This is a genomic window from Azospirillum canadense (assembly GCF_025961225.1).
Taxonomy (GTDB): Bacteria; Pseudomonadota; Alphaproteobacteria; order Azospirillales; family Azospirillaceae; genus Azospirillum; species Azospirillum canadense.
Genome location: NZ_JAOQNG010000010.1, coordinates 1,581,260 through 1,598,542, shown reverse-complemented (window position 1 = coordinate 1,598,542; position 17,283 = coordinate 1,581,260). Strand labels below are relative to the sequence as shown.

Annotated in this window: 13 protein-coding genes; 8 read left to right on the top strand and 5 right to left on the bottom strand. The window is 68.2% G+C overall.

Annotated features, from left to right (window positions below; genetic code table 11):
• Positions 1–175: 175 nt before the first annotated feature.
• On the top strand, positions 176–2,776 hold the full coding sequence (locus M2351_RS43140; protein ID WP_264662102.1) for a hybrid sensor histidine kinase/response regulator: 2,601 nt from the start codon (positions 176–178) through the stop codon (positions 2,774–2,776).
• A 134-nt stretch (positions 2,777–2,910) separates the two neighbouring features.
• Here the strand turns inward: M2351_RS43140 and M2351_RS43135 are convergent, their stop codons facing one another.
• Both M2351_RS43135 and M2351_RS43130 read right to left on the bottom strand, forming a co-directional pair.
• Positions 2,911–6,042, bottom strand: a complete 3,132-nt coding sequence (locus M2351_RS43135; RefSeq protein ID WP_264662101.1) for an efflux RND transporter permease subunit — start codon at positions 6,040–6,042, stop codon at positions 2,911–2,913.
• Complete coding sequence (locus M2351_RS43130; RefSeq protein WP_264662100.1) at positions 6,039–7,148, bottom strand: efflux RND transporter periplasmic adaptor subunit; 1,110 nt, start codon at positions 7,146–7,148, stop codon at positions 6,039–6,041. The genes M2351_RS43135 and M2351_RS43130 overlap by 4 nt, the downstream gene beginning before the upstream one ends.
• A gap of 96 nt (positions 7,149–7,244) precedes the next feature.
• On the opposite strand from M2351_RS43130, the gene M2351_RS43125 reads away from it, so the two are divergent.
• Complete coding sequence (locus M2351_RS43125; protein ID WP_264662447.1) at positions 7,245–7,865, top strand: TetR/AcrR family transcriptional regulator; 621 nt, start codon at positions 7,245–7,247, stop codon at positions 7,863–7,865.
• A 98-nt stretch (positions 7,866–7,963) separates the two neighbouring features.
• A complete protein-coding gene (locus M2351_RS43120; protein WP_264662099.1) occupies positions 7,964–9,040 on the top strand; it encodes a PA0069 family radical SAM protein in 1,077 nt (358 codons plus the stop codon).
• 86 nt (positions 9,041–9,126) lie between these two features.
• Here M2351_RS43120 and M2351_RS43115 read toward each other — a convergent pair whose 3' ends face one another.
• Entirely contained in the window at positions 9,127–9,465 is a 339-nt protein-coding gene (locus M2351_RS43115) for a MoaD/ThiS family protein (protein WP_264662098.1), read from the bottom strand.
• Between the two features lie 264 nt (positions 9,466–9,729).
• Here M2351_RS43115 and M2351_RS43110 point away from each other — a divergent pair, with 264 nt between their 5' ends.
• Positions 9,730–11,130 carry a selenium-binding family protein gene (locus M2351_RS43110; protein WP_264662097.1) on the top strand — a complete coding sequence of 467 codons (1,401 nt, stop codon included), beginning with the start codon at positions 9,730–9,732 and terminating at the stop codon, positions 11,128–11,130.
• 27 nt (positions 11,131–11,157) lie between these two features.
• The gene (locus tag M2351_RS43105; RefSeq protein WP_264662096.1) at positions 11,158–11,826 is read left to right on the top strand and encodes a hypothetical protein; all 669 of its coding nucleotides are present in this window, start codon (positions 11,158–11,160) and stop codon (positions 11,824–11,826) included.
• An 81-nt stretch (positions 11,827–11,907) separates the two neighbouring features.
• On the opposite strand, the gene M2351_RS43100 is transcribed toward M2351_RS43105, so the two are convergent.
• Positions 11,908–12,294, bottom strand: a complete 387-nt coding sequence (locus tag M2351_RS43100; protein ID WP_264662095.1) for a response regulator — start codon at positions 12,292–12,294, stop codon at positions 11,908–11,910.
• 228 nt (positions 12,295–12,522) lie between these two features.
• Between M2351_RS43100 and M2351_RS43095 the strand changes: the two genes are divergently transcribed.
• From M2351_RS43095 to M2351_RS43085, 3 genes are all read left to right on the top strand, one after another.
• Positions 12,523–14,286 (top strand): sensor histidine kinase, encoded by a 1,764-nt coding sequence (locus M2351_RS43095; protein ID WP_264662094.1) that lies wholly within the window; start codon positions 12,523–12,525, stop codon positions 14,284–14,286.
• Between the two features lie 17 nt (positions 14,287–14,303).
• Positions 14,304–15,143: an isocitrate lyase/PEP mutase family protein gene (locus M2351_RS43090; protein WP_264662093.1), complete on the top strand. Its 840-nt coding sequence runs from the start codon at positions 14,304–14,306 to the stop codon at positions 15,141–15,143.
• A 157-nt stretch (positions 15,144–15,300) separates the two neighbouring features.
• Positions 15,301–16,098, top strand: coding sequence for a DUF3891 family protein (locus tag M2351_RS43085; RefSeq protein ID WP_264662092.1), 798 nt, complete (start codon positions 15,301–15,303; stop codon positions 16,096–16,098).
• Between the two features lie 128 nt (positions 16,099–16,226).
• Here the strand turns inward: M2351_RS43085 and M2351_RS43080 are convergent, their stop codons facing one another.
• Entirely contained in the window at positions 16,227–17,189 is a 963-nt protein-coding gene (locus M2351_RS43080) for an AraC family transcriptional regulator (RefSeq protein ID WP_264662091.1), read from the bottom strand.
• Between the last annotated feature and the right edge of the window lie 94 nt (positions 17,190–17,283).

The following is a 17,283-nucleotide window of genomic DNA, read 5'->3' as shown; positions in this document are numbered from 1 at the left end:
CGGGCGCTTGGCGGCACGGTCACTTTCATGATTCGTACACGTAACAAATTGGTTGTCGGGCGGCGGGGTATTTGGTAAAGAACAAGTAAAGAGTGTGCCCGGCGTTGCAGCATGCATCCGATGACGCGAGTGCGGCGGCGGGGCGCATCGATCCCAGTGGCAGGAGGGTCGCGCCGTGACCCGCCGTTCATCCGCGCCGTTCCGCACCATGACCCTGCCAACCCGGCTCATTCTCCTCGTCCTTCTGGCCACGCTGCCGGCCATCGGCATTCAGGCCTACAACGATTTCCGTGCGCGGCAGGCAGGGGAAGCGCTGGCCGTCGAGGAGGCTTCGCGGCTCCTGACCTTGATCCAGGACGAGCAGCAGCGTGTCATCGACGGCGTCCGCGAGGTGCTGGTGACCGTCGCGGAGATCGCGCCGACGCTCATCGGCGACCAGGCGCGGTGCCAGACCTTCCTGGCGCGCCTGCGGCGGCAGCTGCCGCGGGCGCAGGGCATCGTCCTGACCGACCTTGCGGGCGTCGTGCGCTGCGCCAGCGAACAGGGTTTGGTCGGCAACGCCATCGGCGACCTCCCGCACATCCGCATGGCCCTGTTCGGGCAGCCCTTCGCAATCGGCGACTATGTGCTGCGGCGCACCGACGGGCGCGCAGTCCTTCCTTTTGGGGTTCCCTTCACCGACGCGGACGGGCGTGTCGCCGGCGCTGTAGGGATCGCGGTCGATGCCGGCTGGATGCGGGACTATCTGGCGCGCAAGCCGCTGCCGCCACACGCCGACCTTCTGATGGCCGACCGGAACGGCGTCCTGCTCGGCCGCTTCCCGGATGAGGCGTCCAACGGCGGTCCGGCGGAGGGCGCCGCCCAGGTCGGGAAACCCCTGCCGGCGGCACTGCTGTCCCTTGTTCGCGCCGAATCGGGCGGGGTGACCGTCATCCCCGGCCTGGATGGCCACGAGCGCATCATCGCGTCCGCGCCCGTTCAGGATCCGCCCCAGGGGCTGTTCATGGCGGTGGGGCTCGACCGGGACGAGGCGATGCGCGCCCGCGCGGCGGCGACCCGGCGCAGCATCCTGCTGCTGTCGTTATCGACCGGGCTGGCCCTGGCGGCGGCTTGGTTCGGGGCGCGGGCCTTTGTTCTGCGCCCCGTCGCGCGCGTGCAGTCGGTGATCGAGCGCTGGCGCGCCGGCGACCACGAGGCGCGGACCGGCGCGCAGCCGGACGGGACGGAGATCGGCGACCTGGCGCAGACCTTCGACGCCATGGCCGACGAACTCCAGGCGCGCGAACGCGCCCGCGAGGAGGCCCACGCGGCGGAGCGGCGCATGGCGGCCATCCTCGCCAGCTCGACCGACGCGGTGCTGGAGTTCGACCGCAATGGCGTGATCACCTTCGCCAACGACCGCGCGTCCGCCCTGTTCGGCGGCGGGCCCCTGACCGGCCGATCCTACACCGCGGTGTTGCCCGCCTACGCCGTCGCGCCGTTCGAGGAGCGGTTCCGGCCGGCAATCGACCTCGGCGTGCCCGACGAGCTTGAGGTCTGGTTCAGCGCCTCCGACGAATGGCACGCGCTGCGGTTGTTTCCCATGGGCAACCGGCTGGCGGTCTACGCCCTGGACGTCACCGCGCGCAAGCGCATGGAGGACGACCTGCGCCGGGCCAAGGACCAGGCGGAGCGGGCCAACCGGGCGAAGTCGCGCTTCCTGGCGGCGGCGAGCCACGACCTGCGGCAACCGGTCCAGTCCCTATTCTTCTTCGCGACCGCCCTGTCCGACCAGATGCGCCGCCAGCCGACCGGCCACGCCACGGTGGAGGCCATGCAGCAGGCCCTGGAAGCGCTGAAGCGGCTGCTCGACGGTCTTTTGGACATTTCCAAGCTCGACGCCGGGGTGGTGAAGCCGGTCCCGACGGTCCTGGCGCTGCAACCCGTCTTCGATCGCCTCGCCGCGGAATACCGGCCGCAGGCGGCGCGCAAGGGGCTGGATTTGCGCATTGTTGCGACCGGGCTGCACGTGCGCAGCGACGCCATGCTGCTGGAACGCATCCTGCGCAACCTGCTGGACAACGCGCTGCGCTACACGCCGGGCGGCCGCATCCTGCTGGGGGCGCGGCGGTGTGGTGGGGACATCCACGTCACGGTGTGCGACAGCGGCATCGGCGTTCCGCCGGAACGCCGGGAGGAAATCTTCGAGGAATTCACCCAGATCGGCAACCCGGAGCGCGACCGGGAACGCGGCCTCGGCCTCGGCCTCGCCATCGTGCGGCGGCTCTCGGCGTTGTTGGAGCACCCGTTGACCCTGCGGTCGGAGCTTGGCCGGGGATCGGCCTTCACCGTCGCCGTCCCGCGCGCGGCGGCGCCGCCGGTCCCGGCTCTGGTTCCCAAGGCCAGCCTGCCGCGCGATCCGGAACGGCCCTCGCTCGTCCTGGTGATCGACGACGAGGTCATCATCCTGATGGGGCTGCGCGCCATGCTGGAGGGCTGGGGCTACGAGGTCATCGCCGCGACCGCGGAGGAAGAGGCGATCGGCCTGCTGGAAAAGGACGGCCGCCGTCCGGACCTCGTGCTGGCCGACTACCGGCTGCGCCAGGGCAAGACGGGGCCGGAGGCCCTGCGCGCCGTCCATGCCCATTTCAACGCGGCGATCCCCAGCATCATCCTGACCGGCGACACCGCCCCCGAACGCATCGTCGAGGCCCAGCGCAGCGGCTTCAGCATCCTGCACAAGCCGGTGTCCGCGCATCACCTGCGCAAGGTGGTGGGGGAGGTCGGGGGGAGGTGAGTGGTTGCGCGGCGCCCCACCCTAACCCTCCCCCGCTGGGCGGGGGAGGGAACTCCGCTGGCTCCGCAAACAAGCTCTCCCCTGCCCAGCGGGGGAGGGAGGGACCCGCGAAGCGGGAGGGAGGGGGCAACCGCTTACTCCGCCGGCCGCATCACCCCATCCGGAACCTCGTCCCGCACCGTCTCCCGCTGCGGGGCCTTCACGCGGAACCAAGCGGCGTAGAGGGCGGGCAGGAAGAAGATGGTCAGCACGGTGGCGCCGGTCAGGCCGCCCATGATGGCGACGGCCATCGGGCCCCAGAAGGCGCTTTCGGCGAGCGGGATCATGGCGAGGATGGCCGCCGCCGCGGTCAGGCCGATGGGGCGGGCGCGGCGCACCGTCGCCTCGATGATGCCGTCCCAGCGGCTGCGACCCTGGCTCACGTCCTGCTCAATCTGGTCGACCAGGATGACGGAGTTGCGCATGATGATGCCGGCCAGCGCGATCACGCCCAGCATGGCGACGAAGCCGAAAGGCAGGTTGAAGATCAGCAGAGACGCCGTCACCCCGATCAGCCCCAGGGGGGCCGTCAGCAGCACCATGGCGACGCGCGAGAAGCTCTGCAGCTGCAGCATCAGCGTCGTCACCATGATCAGCAGCATCAGCGGCAGCATGGCGTTGATGGAATCCTGGCCCTTGGCGCTCTCCTCGATGGCGCCGCCCATGGCGATGGCGTAGCCGACGGGCAGCGTGGCGCGGACCGCGTCGAACTGGGCGTTCAGCTGCTGGCTGACCACCGGGGCCTGGATGCCGCCGGTCACGTCGCCCTTGACCGTCATGGTCGTCTCGCGGCCGCGGCGCCACAGCACGGGCTCCTCCAGCTCGTAACGGACGCTGGCGACCTGCGACAGCGGCACGGCGTCGCCGCGGCCGGTGCGGATGTTCAGCTCGCCCAGCCGCGACAGGTCGAGCCGCTCCTCCGGCGTGGTGCGCAAGACGACGCCGATCAGCTCCGTGCCCTCGCGGTACTGGGTGACCGGCATGCCGTTCAGCAGCAGTTGCAGGGCGTTCGACAGGTCCTGCTTGGAGATGCCGAGCGCGCGGGCCTTGGTGGTGTCCACCTCCAGCCGGACGCGCTTGGACAGCTCGTCCCAATCGAGATGGACATTCGCCATGTTGGGGTGGGCGCGCATGCGGTCGCGCAGGTCGTAGGCGATCTTGCGGATCGTCGCCGGGTCGTCGCCGGTCACGCGGAACTGCACCGGATAGCCGACGGGCGGGCCGTTCTCCAGCCGGCTGACGCGGACGCGCGCGGCGGGGAATTCGCCCTCCGCCCGCGTTTCCAGGGCCGTCAAGACATGCTCGCGCTCCTCCAGCCCCTTGGTCATCACCATGAACTGGGCGAAGTTGCTGTTCTGCAGCTGCTGGTCGAGCGGCAAGTAGAAGCGCGGGGAGCCGCCGCCGGTGTAGGCGACCCAGTAGTCGACGTTGGGATCCTTGGCGAGGATCGCCTCCATCTTCTTCACCTCCGCCGCCGTCGCCTCGAAGGAGGACCCTTCGGCAAGGCGGATGTCCACCAGAAGCTCCGGCCGGCTGGCGCTTGGGAAGAACTGCTGCTGCACGAAGCCGAAGCCGACCAATGCTGCGAAGAAGGCGGCGATGGTGACGCCGATGGTCACCCAGCGGGCGCGCACGCAAACCTGGACCATGCGGCGCAGGATGCGGTAGCCGCGGGTGTTGTAGATGTCCAACTCCTCGCTTTCGTGATGGACATGCTTGGGCTTGGGCAGCAGGACGTAGCCGAGGTAGGGCGTGAAGATCACCGCGACGATCCAGGACAGCAGCAGCGACAGCCCGACCACCCAGAAGATCGCGTTGGTGTATTCGCCCGCCGCCGACTGGGCGAGGCCCACCGGCACGAAGCCCGCCGCCGTGACGACGGTGCCGGTCAGCATGGGGAAGGCGGTGGAAGTGTAGGCGAAGGCGCCGGCCTTCAGCCGGTCCCAGCCCTGCTCCATCTTCACCACCATCATCTCCACCGCGATGATGGCGTCGTCCACCAGCAGGCCGAGCGCGATGATCAGCGCGCCGAGCGAAATGCGATGCAGGTCGATGCCCAGGATCTGCATGGCGACCAGCGTCAGCGCCAGCACCAGCGGCACGGCCAGCGCCACCACGATGCCGGTGCGCCAGCCCAGGCTGACGAGGCTGACGGCGATGACGATGCCCAGCGCCTCGGCCAGCGACTTCATGAACTCACCGACCGAGGCGTCCACCACGTGCGGCTGGTCGGCGACCTGCGCCACCTCCAGCCCGACCGGCAGCTTCGCCCGGACCTTCGCCATCTCATCCTTCAGCGCCTCGCCCAGGTGCAGGACGTTGCCGCCCTTCGCCATGACGACGCCGAGCCCGACGGCCTCGTGGCCGTTGTGGCGCATGGTGAACTCGCGGGGCTCCACATAGCTGCGCTTGACCTCGGCCACGTCGCCGATGGTCAGCATGCGCCCGCCCGTCTCCACGGGGATGGCCCGCACCTCCTCCGCCTTGTCGATGCCGAGGTCGACGCGGACGTAGACGCGTTGGCTGCCGGTGTCGACGTCGCCCGCCGCCGCGACGGCGTTCTCGCGCTGGAGCGCCTGGATCACCGCGTCCACCGGCAGGCCGAAGCTGGCCAGCCGCTGGCTGGAGATCTCGACGAAGATCCGCTCCTCCTGCGCGGCGATCAGTTCGACCTTCTCCACGTCCTTGAGGCGCAGCAGCTTGGCGCGCACGTCCTCCGCCACCTTCTTCAGCTGGGCGGGGGTGAAGTCCTCGCCCATGAAGGCGTAGATGGCCGAATAGACGTCGCCGAACTCGTCGTTGAAGGACGGCCCGATGACCCCGTCCGGCAGGGTGTGCCGGATGTCGCCCACCTTCTTGCGCGCCTGATACCAGAGGTCGGCGACCTTGCGCGGCGGCGTTGAGTCCTTCAGCCCCAGGAAGATGACCGACTCGCCCGGCTTCGAATAGCTGCGGGCGTAGTCGTAGTAGGGGACCTCCTCCAGCTTCTTCTCGATGCGGTCGGTGACGAACTGCTCCACCTCGCGCGCGGTGGCGCCGGGCCAGGCGGTGCGGATGGTCATCACCTTGAACGTGAAGGACGGATCCTCCGCGCGGCCCAGCGTCCGGTAGGTCAAGGCGCCGGCCAGGACGGTGGCGAGGATGAAGAACAGCACCAGCGTGCGGTGCGACAGCGCCCAGGCCGACAGGTTGTTGCGGGTGAGCGCGTCCTTGATGTGATTCTTCATCGCGCCGGCTCCGTCCAGGCGCGGACCTTCTGCCCGGCGTCGAGCTTGTGCACGCCGGCGGTTACGACGCGGTCGCCGTCCTTCAGCCCGCCGGCCACCACCGCGAGGTCGCCGGCGTAGGCCACGACCGACACCGGGCGCAGGTCAAGACGGTCGGCCCCGTTGCTGTTGCTGTCGCCGGGCAACACCCAGACGGCCGTGCCCTGTTCCTTCTGCGTGATGGCGGTCAGGGGAATCCGGGCGACCATCCCGCCGCGTTCCTGCCGGGCGACCAGCGTGGCGGTCATGCCCAGCTGCACCGACGGCGGCGGGTTCGTCAGCGTGACGCGCGCCTGATAGGTGCGGGTGCCGGGGTCGGCGCTGGGCGAGACCTCCCGCAGGGTCCCGGGAATGCGCAGGCCGGGCTGGGCCCACAGCTCGACGCCGAGCTGGCGTTGCGGCAGGCCGGCCAGCTGCTGCTCGGGGATGTTGGCAACCGCCTCCACCTCGCCGAGGCGGGCGACGCGGAAGGCCGGCTGCCCTTGTGCGACCACTTGGCCGGGCTCCACCAGCGCGGCGGTGACGACGCCGGGGCTGTCGGCCAGCAGGGTCGTGTACTGGACCGAATTGTTCAGCACGCGCAGCTGCGCCTCGATCTCCCGGACCTTGGCATCGGTCTTGTCCAGCGTCGCCTTGCGGCGGTCGTATTCCTGGCGGGTGGTCCATTCCCCCCGGGCGAGCTTGGAGTAGCGGTCGAAGTCGGCGCGGGCGTTGGCCGCGTCGGCCTTGGCGGACGCGAGCTGCGCCTGGGAGGCGCGCACCTGAAGCTCGATGTCCGCCGGGTCCAGCCGGGCCAGCGGCGTGCCGGGCTCCACCCGCGCGCCGACCTCGACCAGCCGGGCGACCACCTTGCCGGCGATGCGGAAGCCCACGTCGGCCTCGACACGGGGGCGAATGACGGCGGGGTAGCGGACGGTGTCGTCGGCGGGCTCCAGCGCCACGGTCGTCACCCGCACGGGGCGCGGCTCCGGAGCGCTCGCGGTCTGTTCGTCTTTGCATCCGGTCAGCGCCGCGGCGCCGAGCAGGAGCGCCAGCGCCAGGGATCCCGATCCCACCCGCCGATCCATAACCCTTCTCCCAACTGGACTGGACTGTATCGTACTGTTAGAGTCGTAGATCGGAGACGGACCCTCGTCAAGAGTGAACGATACAGTTTAGTGCAGATGACTTCAGAACTAATTGCCGCACCCTCCGCACAGGATCCGAAGGCCCTGAAGATCCTGACCGCCTCGCGCGAGGCGTTCCTGGAACTCGGCTATGGCGGGACCTCCATGGACCTCGTCGCGCAACGGGCGCGGGTGTCCAAGACGACGCTCTACACGCGCTTTCCCAGCAAGGAGGAGCTGTTCGTCGCGACCATCACCGCGGAATGCGACCGCTACGGCCTGCGTTTCGCGCCGGACGCCTTCGACGACCTTTCGCTGGAGGAGACGCTGTCCCGCGTCGGCCGCCGCTTCGTCGACCTGCTCTGGTCGCCGGAGGTCATCAAGATGCACCAGACCGTCGTCGGCGAGGCCTCTCGCTTTCCGGAGGTCGCGCGGCTCTATTACCAGGGCGGGCCGGAGCAGGCGGTCATCGGCTTTGTGGCGCTGTTCGAGCGGCTCGCCCGCCGCGGGCTCGCCCGGATCGAGGATCCCGCCTTCACGGCGATGCAGTTCCTGTCCGTGCTTCAGGGCGGGGCCCGGTGCGCGCTGGAGCTGGGCCTGTGCGACTATCCCCCGGAGGAGGAACGCGAAGCCTTCGTGCGCAAGGCGGTCGCGCTGTTCGTGCGTGGGATCGTATAGGTCGGGATTTTGGTGGGTGGGAGTTCTTGCGTCGGGCTCTTACACTCGCACCGCTTGTTCGCTTTACGTTCGCATTCGCCGCGATTATCCTCTCGCGTATGGACGAGCTTAAGCGACAGCCGCTGAAGGGACGGGGGGCCATCAGCAACGCGACCTCGCGTTTTGAGCGCGAGACGCGCGTCCTGTCGGACGACGGCTGGGGCGAGAACGAGGCGTTGGCCGAACCGGTCCCGACGACGGTCTTCGACGACACGGCGAAGTCCGTTCTGTCGAGGAACACGTCTCCCGACGTGATTTTCGAGCGTTCGGTGAATCCGTACCGCGGCTGCGAGCACGCTTGCATCTACTGCTTCGCCCGGCCCACCCACGCTTATCTCGGCCTGTCGCCAGGGCTGGATTTTGAAACGAAGATTTTCCGCAAGGCCCGGGCGGCGGAGCTGCTGGCCGCGGAGCTGCGGGCGAAGTCCTACCGCTGCCAGCCGCTGGCGCTGGGCGCCAACACCGACCCGTACCAGCCCATCGAGCGGGAGCAGCGCATCACCCGCGGCGTGCTGGAGGTCTGCCGCGACTTCAACCAGCCGGTGATGATCATCACCAAGTCGGCGCTGGTCCTGCGCGACCTCGACATCCTGGCGCCGATGGCGGCGATGGGGCTGGTCAACGTTGCGCTCTCCCTCACCACGCTCGACCGTGATCTCGCGCGGCGGCTGGAGCCGCGGGCCAGCACGCCCGCCCGGCGCCTTGACGCCATGCGCGAGTTGACGGCGGCCGGCGTGCCGGTGGCCGTGCTGGCCAGCCCGATGATCCCGGCGCTGAACGACCACGAGCTGGAAGCGATCCTCGCCACCGCGGCGGAGGCCGGCGCGACGCAGGCCAACTACATCCTGCTGCGCCTGCCGCTGGAGATCAAAGACCTGTTCGAGGAGTGGCTGCGCGCACACGCGCCCAACCGCGCCGACCGCGTGCTCGGCCTGATCCGGCAGTGCCGGGACGGGGAGCTGTACCAGTCGCAGTTCGGCAGCCGCATGAAGGGCTCCGGCCCGGTCGCGGAGCTGCTGGCGAAGCGCTTCAAGCTGGCCTGCAAGCGCCTTGGCCTGAACGCCCGTAAGGCCGACCTGAACTGCACCGCGTTCAAGCCCCCTCCCATGCCTGGCGATCAACTGTCCCTGCTTTGACCGTACTGTCGATCAATTCTTGGGATGATGATGGTTGGTGAGTTGGTGCACCTGACTGACGGTTCCGGGCCAATGGTTCCGAAGGGTCACACCACGCAGGCGCCGTAGCCCCAGCTGTAGGGAACCGGGCCTGAGAAGGCGACGACGTCCCCGTCCTCCAACACCCGGCCGGTCTCGACGGGGACGCCCAGCCTCGGTGTCACGTCGCGTCCGTTGACCAGGACCAGGAAGATCTCCTGCTTCGGAAGGCCGAGCTGGCGGACCACATCGCCGATGGTCGCGCCCGGCGACAGCGTGATGGCCGAACGGGCGGGGACGGTCGGGCAGGCCGTCACCATGCTGTTGAACAGCCGCACCTCAACGCCGATGGGGGCTGTCCGGGAATTGTGGCCGATGCCGGCGGCAGGGGTGGAGTCTGGCTGCATGGGGTTCCCTCTCTCCAAGCCGACTTGGGAATGCGCCGGAATGCTGGATGCGGGGCGGCCGTCCGTCCTTGACCGTCGTCAAGACCACGCGCGGCCTGCCGGCCTTCGCCGAATTACGCCAAGAATCCTGTAAGGCCATTAGCCAAAGTGGGCTGAGAAGGCCCGCCATGCGGCAATGAAATCTTCCCTATGCTCTTTTGAATCCGGGGGTTGTGCCGCCCTAGAATTGCCCGTGCGGAGCGCATCGTTTAGGGAGGGTGCCCGATGGCAACCTGGACTCCTGACCCCAGCTTCTACCCTTCTCCCCGGATGGCCATGCAGGCCCCTTCCGAACGACTTGCCTATGTGGCCATGCTGAATGTCGAATCGGCTGCGCGTCCGGACGCATTGGGCGTCGTCGATGTCGATCCGGCCTCGTCGCGCTACGGCCAGCTCCTTGCCCGGGTGGACATGCCCAACGCCGGCGACGAACTGCATCACTTCGGCTGGAACGCCTGCAGCTCGGCCTTGTGTCCCTATGCGCCCCATCCGCATGTGGAGCGGCGTTATCTCATCGTGCCGGGCTTGCGGTCGTCGCGCCTTCACATCCTGGACGTCAAGCCCGATCCGGCCAGCCCGAAGATCGTCAAGGTGATCGAGCCGCAGGAGGTGGCGGCACGGGCCAACTACTCCCGCCCCCACACCCTTCACTGCGGGCCGGAGGGCATCTACGTCAGCGCGCTCGGGAACGGCGACGGCAATGGCGGCGGGCCGGGCGGGGTGTTTCTCATGGACCATGAGACGTTCGACGTCCTCGGCCAGTGGGAGATCGATCGTGGGCCGCAGTTCCTGGCCTACGACGTGTGGTGGCACCTCGGCCAGGACACCATGGTCACCAGCGAGTGGGGCACGCCCGACATGATCGAGAACGGGCTCGACCCCGACCTGCTGCTCGGCGCCAAGTATGGCCATCGCGTCCACTTCTGGGATCTGCGCAGGCGCCGCCACCGGCAAACCATCGATCTCGGACCGGAGTACCAGTTGGCGCTGGAATTGCGGCCGGCACACGATCCGACCAAGACGCATGGCTTCATGAACGCTGTGGTCAATCTGACCGACCTGTCCTCGTCGATCTGGATGTGGCACCGCGAGGGCGACCAGTGGGCGATGCGGAAGATCATCGATATTCCGGCCGAACCGGCGGATCCGGATCAGCTGCCGCCCCTGCTCAAGGGTTTCAAGGCCGTGCCGCCGCTCGTGACCGACATCGACCTGTCGCTCGACGACCGTTGGCTTTATGTGGCGTGCTGGGGCACCGGCGAAATGCGCCGGTACGATGTGGCCGACCCGTTCCAGCCCAAGCTGACCGGCTCCGTTCGCCTGGGCGGCATCGTCGCGCGCGCCGGCCATCCGGGCGCGAACGGCGGCCTGAACGGGGGCCCGCAGATGGTCGAGGTCAGCCGCGACGGGCGGCGGGTCTACTTCACCAATTCGCTGTACCGGACGTGGGACGAGCAGTTCTATCCGGAGGGAATCAAGAGCTGGATGGTGAAGCTCGATGCCGCCCCCGATGGTGGCCTCAGCATCGACGAGCGCTTCTTCCTGCGCTTCGACGACGGATTCCGTGGGCATCAGGTCCGGCTCGAAGGCGGCGACGCCTCCTCGGATTCGTACTGCTACCCATGAGCGATTACCCATGAGCGATCCTTATCCATGAACGATCTCTGGCCGTGGCTGGCGCTGGTCGGGCTGGGCGCCTTCCATGGGGCCAACCCGGCGTCGGGATGGCTGTTCGCCGTGGCGCTCGGCCTCCAGGAAGGCCGTCGCGGAGCGGTGTTGTCGGCCTTGCCGCCGATCGCCCTGGGACACGCACTGTCCGTGCTCGCCGTGGTCCTGGGGTTCGGGGTGACTCAGTTTTTCGTCGCGCCGAAGGTTCTGACGCCGGGGCTGGCAGCCGTCCTGATCGGCTTTGGCGCTTACCGGTTGATGCGCGGCCCGCGTCACCGGGTCCGGGCCGGAATGCGCGCCGGCTTCGCCGAACTGACGCTGTGGTCGTTCCTGATGGCCACGGCGCATGGCGCCGGATTGATGATCCTGCCCCTGCTGCTGGGCATACTGGCGCCAGCCTCCATGCTGGCCTTGTCCCTGTGTGGTCCCGGTGCCGAGATGACGGGCTCCGTCGCCGCGTTCGGCACCGCCCTGGCCGGGGCCATGGTGGTGCTGGTGCACATGGCGGCGATGCTTGCGGTGGTCGCCGTCGTGGCGCTGCTGGTCTTCAGCACCGTCGGTCTCGGCATCCTGCGGCGCGGCTGGATCAACTTCGACCGGCTGTGGGCCGGGACGCTGATCGGTGGCGGCCTTGCGGTCCTGCTGATCCGGTGACCACCCCCCTTTCCGATCGTGCGCTGCCGGCGGCGTTCAAGCGGGCGATGGACGAACCACCGCGGGGCGATGGTGCCTGCTTTACGCGCCAACGTCCCACGAAAGCATCCGCTTCAGCGCGCCGGAGACTTCCTCGACGCGCACGGGCTTGGGCATGATCGCGATCGGGGCCGGAAAGTTCACCTTCAATCCTTCAGAGATCTCGCCGGTGGCATATCCGCTTACGACCACCACAGGCAGCCCGGGCTTATCGCTCCGCACGTTCCGTATGAGTTCATCGCCGGCCATCACCGGCATTCGAAGGTCGGTAACCAGCGCATCGAAGCGGTCACCGCGCCAAAGTCCCAATGCTTCCTGGCCATTGAAGGCCGTGGTGACCCGGAATCCCTCATCCATCAAGCCGTGCTCCAGCGCCATGATGGCGATGGCTTCATCGTCGACAAGCAGGATGTGGCGGGGTTCAGTCATGATGGCCTACCGGAAAGGAAACGCGATATCGGGTCCGGGACGCTAAGCTCCCGTTCCTAGCGGGATTGTAGCCGGCCAGTTCGGGGGAACAAGGGCAAGCAGGTCATACCCGGTCCGACGACTGTCCCAAATTGGCGCCGGCCCTTGTTCGTTCCGCCGGGATGTGAGCATCCTTCCCAATCCGGTATAGCCGAGCCTTGGCGCGGTGCCTCAACCCAAGAATGGTCCATGATCTTGAAAATCGGTCTGAGGGCGATGCTCATCGCGTGCCTGGGCGGCATCGGACTGGCCTTCACGGCGGGCACGGCCGCGTTTTTGCAGATCGAAGCCGGAGACCGCCTTCAACGCATGATCGGCGACCAACTGCACCTGTATGCAAGCCAGGTGGCAGACAAGCTTGACCGGGGTATGTTCGAGCGCTACCGCGACCTCACCGTCGTGACGAGTCTCGAGACGATTCGGTCGACGGACACCCCTCGCGACGCGCGGCGCGTGGTCTTGCAGAAACTTCAGGACACCTATCCGGATTATGCCTGGATCGGCTTCATCCGGCCGACCGGCCTTCTGGAAGCGGCGACGGGCCGTATCAATGAGGGGATGGATGTCAGCGCGCGTGGATGGTGGAAGCAGGGGTTCGACCGTCCCTATGTCGGCGATGTTCATGACGCGGTGGTCCTCGCGAAGCTCCTTTATGCCGATCGGAAGGAGGTTCCCCGCTTCGTCGACCTCGCCGCACCCGTACACGACGAACGCGGTACGCTGACCGGCGTCGTGGCCGCCCACCTTAGCTGGGACTGGGCGTCGGAGGTTGAACGCTCCGTGCTCGGCCAGATTCCCGACGAAACCGGGGTCGAGGCGATGATCCTCTCCACCGACGGCACGGTGATTCTCGGACCGCAGTCCCTCGTGGGCAAGCCGCTGGCGATTGCGCCGGCGGGGGGCCAGGACACGAAGGTCCAATCCTGGCCGGACGGACGAAATTTCCTCACCAGCGTCGTGCAGACGAAAGGCTACCGGGACTATCCCGGGCTGGGCTGGCGCGTCGTGCTTCGCCAGCCTGTCGATCAGGCGATGGCGCCGATCTCCGAGCTGCGAAACCGCGTGATCGCGTGGGGAGCATTCGCCAGCCTGCTGGCGGTCCTCGTCGGTCACGTTCTGGCCACGTGGCTGTCGGCTCCCCTTCGCGCCATGTCCAGGGCCGTCGAAGCCGCGGGGATAGACGGCGCAGTGCCCGACCTGCCCCTGACCAGCCGCTACACGGAAGCCGCCACACTTTCCAAGGCCCTTCGAAACTACGTGAGCGATCTGCAGGATGCGGACAGCAGGCTTAGGGGCATCGTTGCCGAGAAGACGGTCCTGCTTCGCGAAATCCACCATCGCGTGAAGAACAACTTGCAGGTGATCTGCGGCCTGATGATGGTGGAGATGCGCCGGCTCCCGAAAGGTGACCTGGCTCGCGGCCGCATCGAGGCGCTGACCGGGCGCGTGACCTCCATGGGGCGCCTGCACGAGCAGCTCTACACGTCCGGGGATTTGACGAACGTCGATCTCGGGATGCACCTGCGTCAACTCTGCGAGGCTCTTCGGGACCTTCGCCCGAATGACACGGTCACGATCCACGCCGACACGGACGATGCGGCCTGCTCGATCGAACTGGCGACGCCACTGGGCCTGATTGCCAACGAACTCGTCATCAACGCGCTGAAGCACGCCTTTCCGGACGGGAGGGAGGGAACGGTGACGGTGCTTCTTCGAAAGAATGGCGACCGGCTGTCGATGACCGTGGCCGACGACGGCGTCGGCTGCGCGGGAATGCTCCCCAAGGGTGGCATCGGGACAACGCTTGTCGATGCCCTCGTCCGCCAAGTCGGCGGGACCATATCCTTCGACGTCCAGTCGGGCTGCACCGCCACGGTGAGCGTACCGCTCAACGCCGACGTGAACCGCCCAGTCACCGTCGGGGCCACCGTCGGGGCCGCCGTCGGGGCATGACTCAGAGGAAAACCGTGATGGCCGATCACCGCCAAGCCCGCGCTGCATTTGCCGACCTCCACCAGGACGGCTGCTTCGTCATTCCCAATCCATGGGATGTCGGAAGCGCGTTGATGCTGAAGCAGCTCGGATTCCGCGCGCTGGCCACCACGTCGGCGGGTTTCGCCTTCGCGCGGGGGCTTCCCGACGCCGACTGGGCGGTGTCGTGCGGGGACATGCTGGCCCACATCGCCGACATGGTCCGGGCAACCGACCTGCCGGTGAACGCCGATTTCGAATCCGGCTATGCCCATGATTGTGAAGGCGTGGCCCGCAACGTTCTCCTCTGCGCCGACACCGGCGTGGCCGGCCTGTCCATCGAGGATGCCACGGGCGACCCGTCGAAGCCGCTGTACGACTTCCATCACGCCGTCGAGCGCGTGGCCGCGGCGGCGGAGGCGTTGAAGGGAAGCGGCGTTCTGCTGACCGCCCGCTGCGAGGCCTTGCTGGTGAAGCACCCGGCGGCGGTCGAGGAGGCGCTGCGCCGCTTGCCGGCCTACGCCGGGGCGGGGGCGGATGTCCTCTACGCGCCGGGCCTGCGGACACCGGACGCCATCAGGGCAGCGGTCGATGCCGTACGCCCGAAGCCGCTCAACCTCCTGGTCTCCTCGCCGATCGGCCTGTCGGTGGAACAGATCGCCGCGTTGGGCGTGCGGCGCATCAGCCTGGGCAGCGGGCTCAACCGCGCCGCGTGGGGCGGCTTCCTCCGAGCGGCGCGCATGCTCGCCGACCACGGACGCTTCGATGCCCTGGGCGAGGCCGAGCCGTTCGATGCGCTCAACGGGTTCTTCCGGACGCACGGCCCGCAAACGTCCTGACCGACGGGGCGCGGGAGGCCGGCCCTCATCCAACGGGCCCTCATCCAACGGGCCCTCATCCAACGGGCCCTCATCCAACGGGATGAACTCCGCCCGCATCCGTTGTCAGGATACGGGTCGGCGGCCTCGCGCCCGACCATGACCTCGGGGATCCGCCATGCTGTTTCGCAATGTCGGCGACGATGCGATCGCCATCCCGCAGCCGAGCCATGCTTGGCTGTCCGGACAGTTGCTCCGCGCCTGGGGCAACGAGGTCTTCACTCCGGCCGCGCCCTTCGAGGAGGTCTGCCTTGGGGCCGAACTGCACGACATCGGTTGGCTGTCCTGGGAGTCCGCACCGACGCTGAACCCGGAGACCGGCCGCCCGCACAGCTTCCAGGAGCTTGGCGCCGCCGTCCACACCGGGCTTTGGACGGACGGTGTGCGTCGCGCGCTGGCGTTCGGGCGCTATCCGGCCCTCCTTGTCTCGCTGCACGCCGACACGATCTACGGCAGCTTCTTCGATTTCGCCAAGGCATCTCCGGAGGATGCCGCGCTGGTTCGCCGCTTCCTGGAAGACCAGCATCGCTTCCAGCGCGCCTGCATCGGGGCGCTGTCCGCCGATCCGCGTTACGCGACGGCTCTCTCCCCGCAGGCGGTCGAGCGCAACCGGTTGCTCGTCGCCACCGTGGACCGCATGTCCCTGGAGATCGGATGGGGGCTCACCGGTGACGCGCGCATCCCCAATGTCCCAACCGCCGGCGAGGCCCGGACGGAACTGCGCCTTCGCTCACCGTCCGGTGACCCGGCGGACTTGGTCGCCGATCCTTGGCCATTCGCCGCGGACCGCATCGAGGTCGTCTGCGAGGGACGGCGCCTGCGCGGCCGTTTCACCGACGAGGCGGCGATGCGCCACGCGCTGGACGATGCTGAACCCGTCACCATCGTCACCGGCTTGAGACGCCCGCGGCCGTGAATCGGCGTGCCGGTGCTAAAGCGGATTGCGATCCGCCTTGGACCGCGACGGCGGTCCCGGCCGACCATGCGGCCGAAGCCCGACCGGCACATGAGGTCATATGAATCTAAAGCGAATGCAAATTCGCTTTAGGACGCCGCGTCGCGCGAAGCGCCGGGCGAGTGGCCCATGATGCGCTTGAAGGCGCGGCTGAAGGCGGCCTGGGAGCCGTAGCCGAGCCGATGCGCGGCGGTGTCGATCGACACCCGCTCCCGCCCGATCCACTGGGCGGCCAGCCGCATGCGGAGTTCCGTCACATAGCGGACCGGGGTCACGCCGGTCACCGCCAGAAAGCGTTCCGCGAACACGGAACGCGAGGCCCCCATCTCCGCGGCCAGTTCCGCCACGGTCCAGTTGCGGCCGGGGTCCCGATGCAGCGCGGAGATGACGCGGCCGAGCCGCGGGTCGCGCAGCGCATCGATCCAGCCGTGCGCATCACCGCAGCCGCACTCCACCCAGCCGCGCACGATGGAGGCGGACACCACGTCGGCCAGCCGGGCCAGGATACCGGCGTAGCCGGCGCGTTCGGCCCGCGCCTCGCGCTCCATCGCCTCCAGCATCGGCAGCATCTCGGGGTAGCGGTCGAGCAGGGTGCCGACCTGCATCACCTCGGGCATCAAGCCGACCAGCGGCTGCATGGCGCCGAGGTCGAACTCCATGCAGCCGGAGAAGATGACCGCGTCCTTCGTGCGGCAGCTTTCGGCCGGGCAGGATTCGAGCGCGCTGACATTGCCGCACAGAGGCGCCGTCGCGAAGCTGTAGACATCGCGGGCCGGCAACTCCGGCGCCGACAGCAGTTCGTGCGCGCCACCGCGCGGCAACAGCACCGCATCACCCGTGTTCAGCGTGAAGGTGCCGCCGGCGAGCAGCCGCAGAACGACCGGCCCACGGGCGATGAAATGGAATTGCGCCCGCCCCTCCACCGTGCCGAAGCCAATGCCGAAGGGAGGGGCGACCTGCATGCGGCGGTACTGGACGCCGGTGAGCCGCATCCCGAGCAGAAGCTCGCTGACAAGGTCGGCGCTGGGATGGAGGCGGGTCGGGTCAGGCATATCCGGACGATAGATCAAAAGATGCGGACTTTATGGCATGGATCGTCCGGGTGCTCCACCCTATTCTGCATCGCAACATAATCTTCCAGCGAGG

What these genes read in the sequence shown, in the direction of transcription:
- M2351_RS43135 (WP_264662101.1), bottom strand. Translation starts at nt 6,042, where the DNA reads ATGAAGAATCACATCAAGGACGCGCTCACCCGCAACAACCTGTCGGCC.
- M2351_RS43115 (WP_264662098.1), bottom strand. Translation starts at nt 9,465, where the DNA reads ATGCAGCCAGACTCCACCCCTGCCGCCGGCATCGGCCACAATTCCCGG.
- M2351_RS43125 (WP_264662447.1), top strand. Translation starts at nt 7,245, where the DNA reads ATGACTTCAGAACTAATTGCCGCACCCTCCGCACAGGATCCGAAGGCC.
- M2351_RS43080 (WP_264662091.1), bottom strand. Translation starts at nt 17,189, where the DNA reads ATGCCTGACCCGACCCGCCTCCATCCCAGCGCCGACCTTGTCAGCGAG.
- M2351_RS43130 (WP_264662100.1), bottom strand. Translation starts at nt 7,148, where the DNA reads ATGGATCGGCGGGTGGGATCGGGATCCCTGGCGCTGGCGCTCCTGCTC.
- M2351_RS43110 (WP_264662097.1), top strand. Translation starts at nt 9,730, where the DNA reads ATGGCAACCTGGACTCCTGACCCCAGCTTCTACCCTTCTCCCCGGATG.
- M2351_RS43090 (WP_264662093.1), top strand. Translation starts at nt 14,304, where the DNA reads ATGGCCGATCACCGCCAAGCCCGCGCTGCATTTGCCGACCTCCACCAG.
- M2351_RS43100 (WP_264662095.1), bottom strand. Translation starts at nt 12,294, where the DNA reads ATGACTGAACCCCGCCACATCCTGCTTGTCGACGATGAAGCCATCGCC.
- M2351_RS43105 (WP_264662096.1), top strand. Translation starts at nt 11,158, where the DNA reads ATGAACGATCTCTGGCCGTGGCTGGCGCTGGTCGGGCTGGGCGCCTTC.
- M2351_RS43085 (WP_264662092.1), top strand. Translation starts at nt 15,301, where the DNA reads ATGCTGTTTCGCAATGTCGGCGACGATGCGATCGCCATCCCGCAGCCG.
- M2351_RS43095 (WP_264662094.1), top strand. Translation starts at nt 12,523, where the DNA reads ATGATCTTGAAAATCGGTCTGAGGGCGATGCTCATCGCGTGCCTGGGC.
- M2351_RS43120 (WP_264662099.1), top strand. Translation starts at nt 7,964, where the DNA reads ATGGACGAGCTTAAGCGACAGCCGCTGAAGGGACGGGGGGCCATCAGC.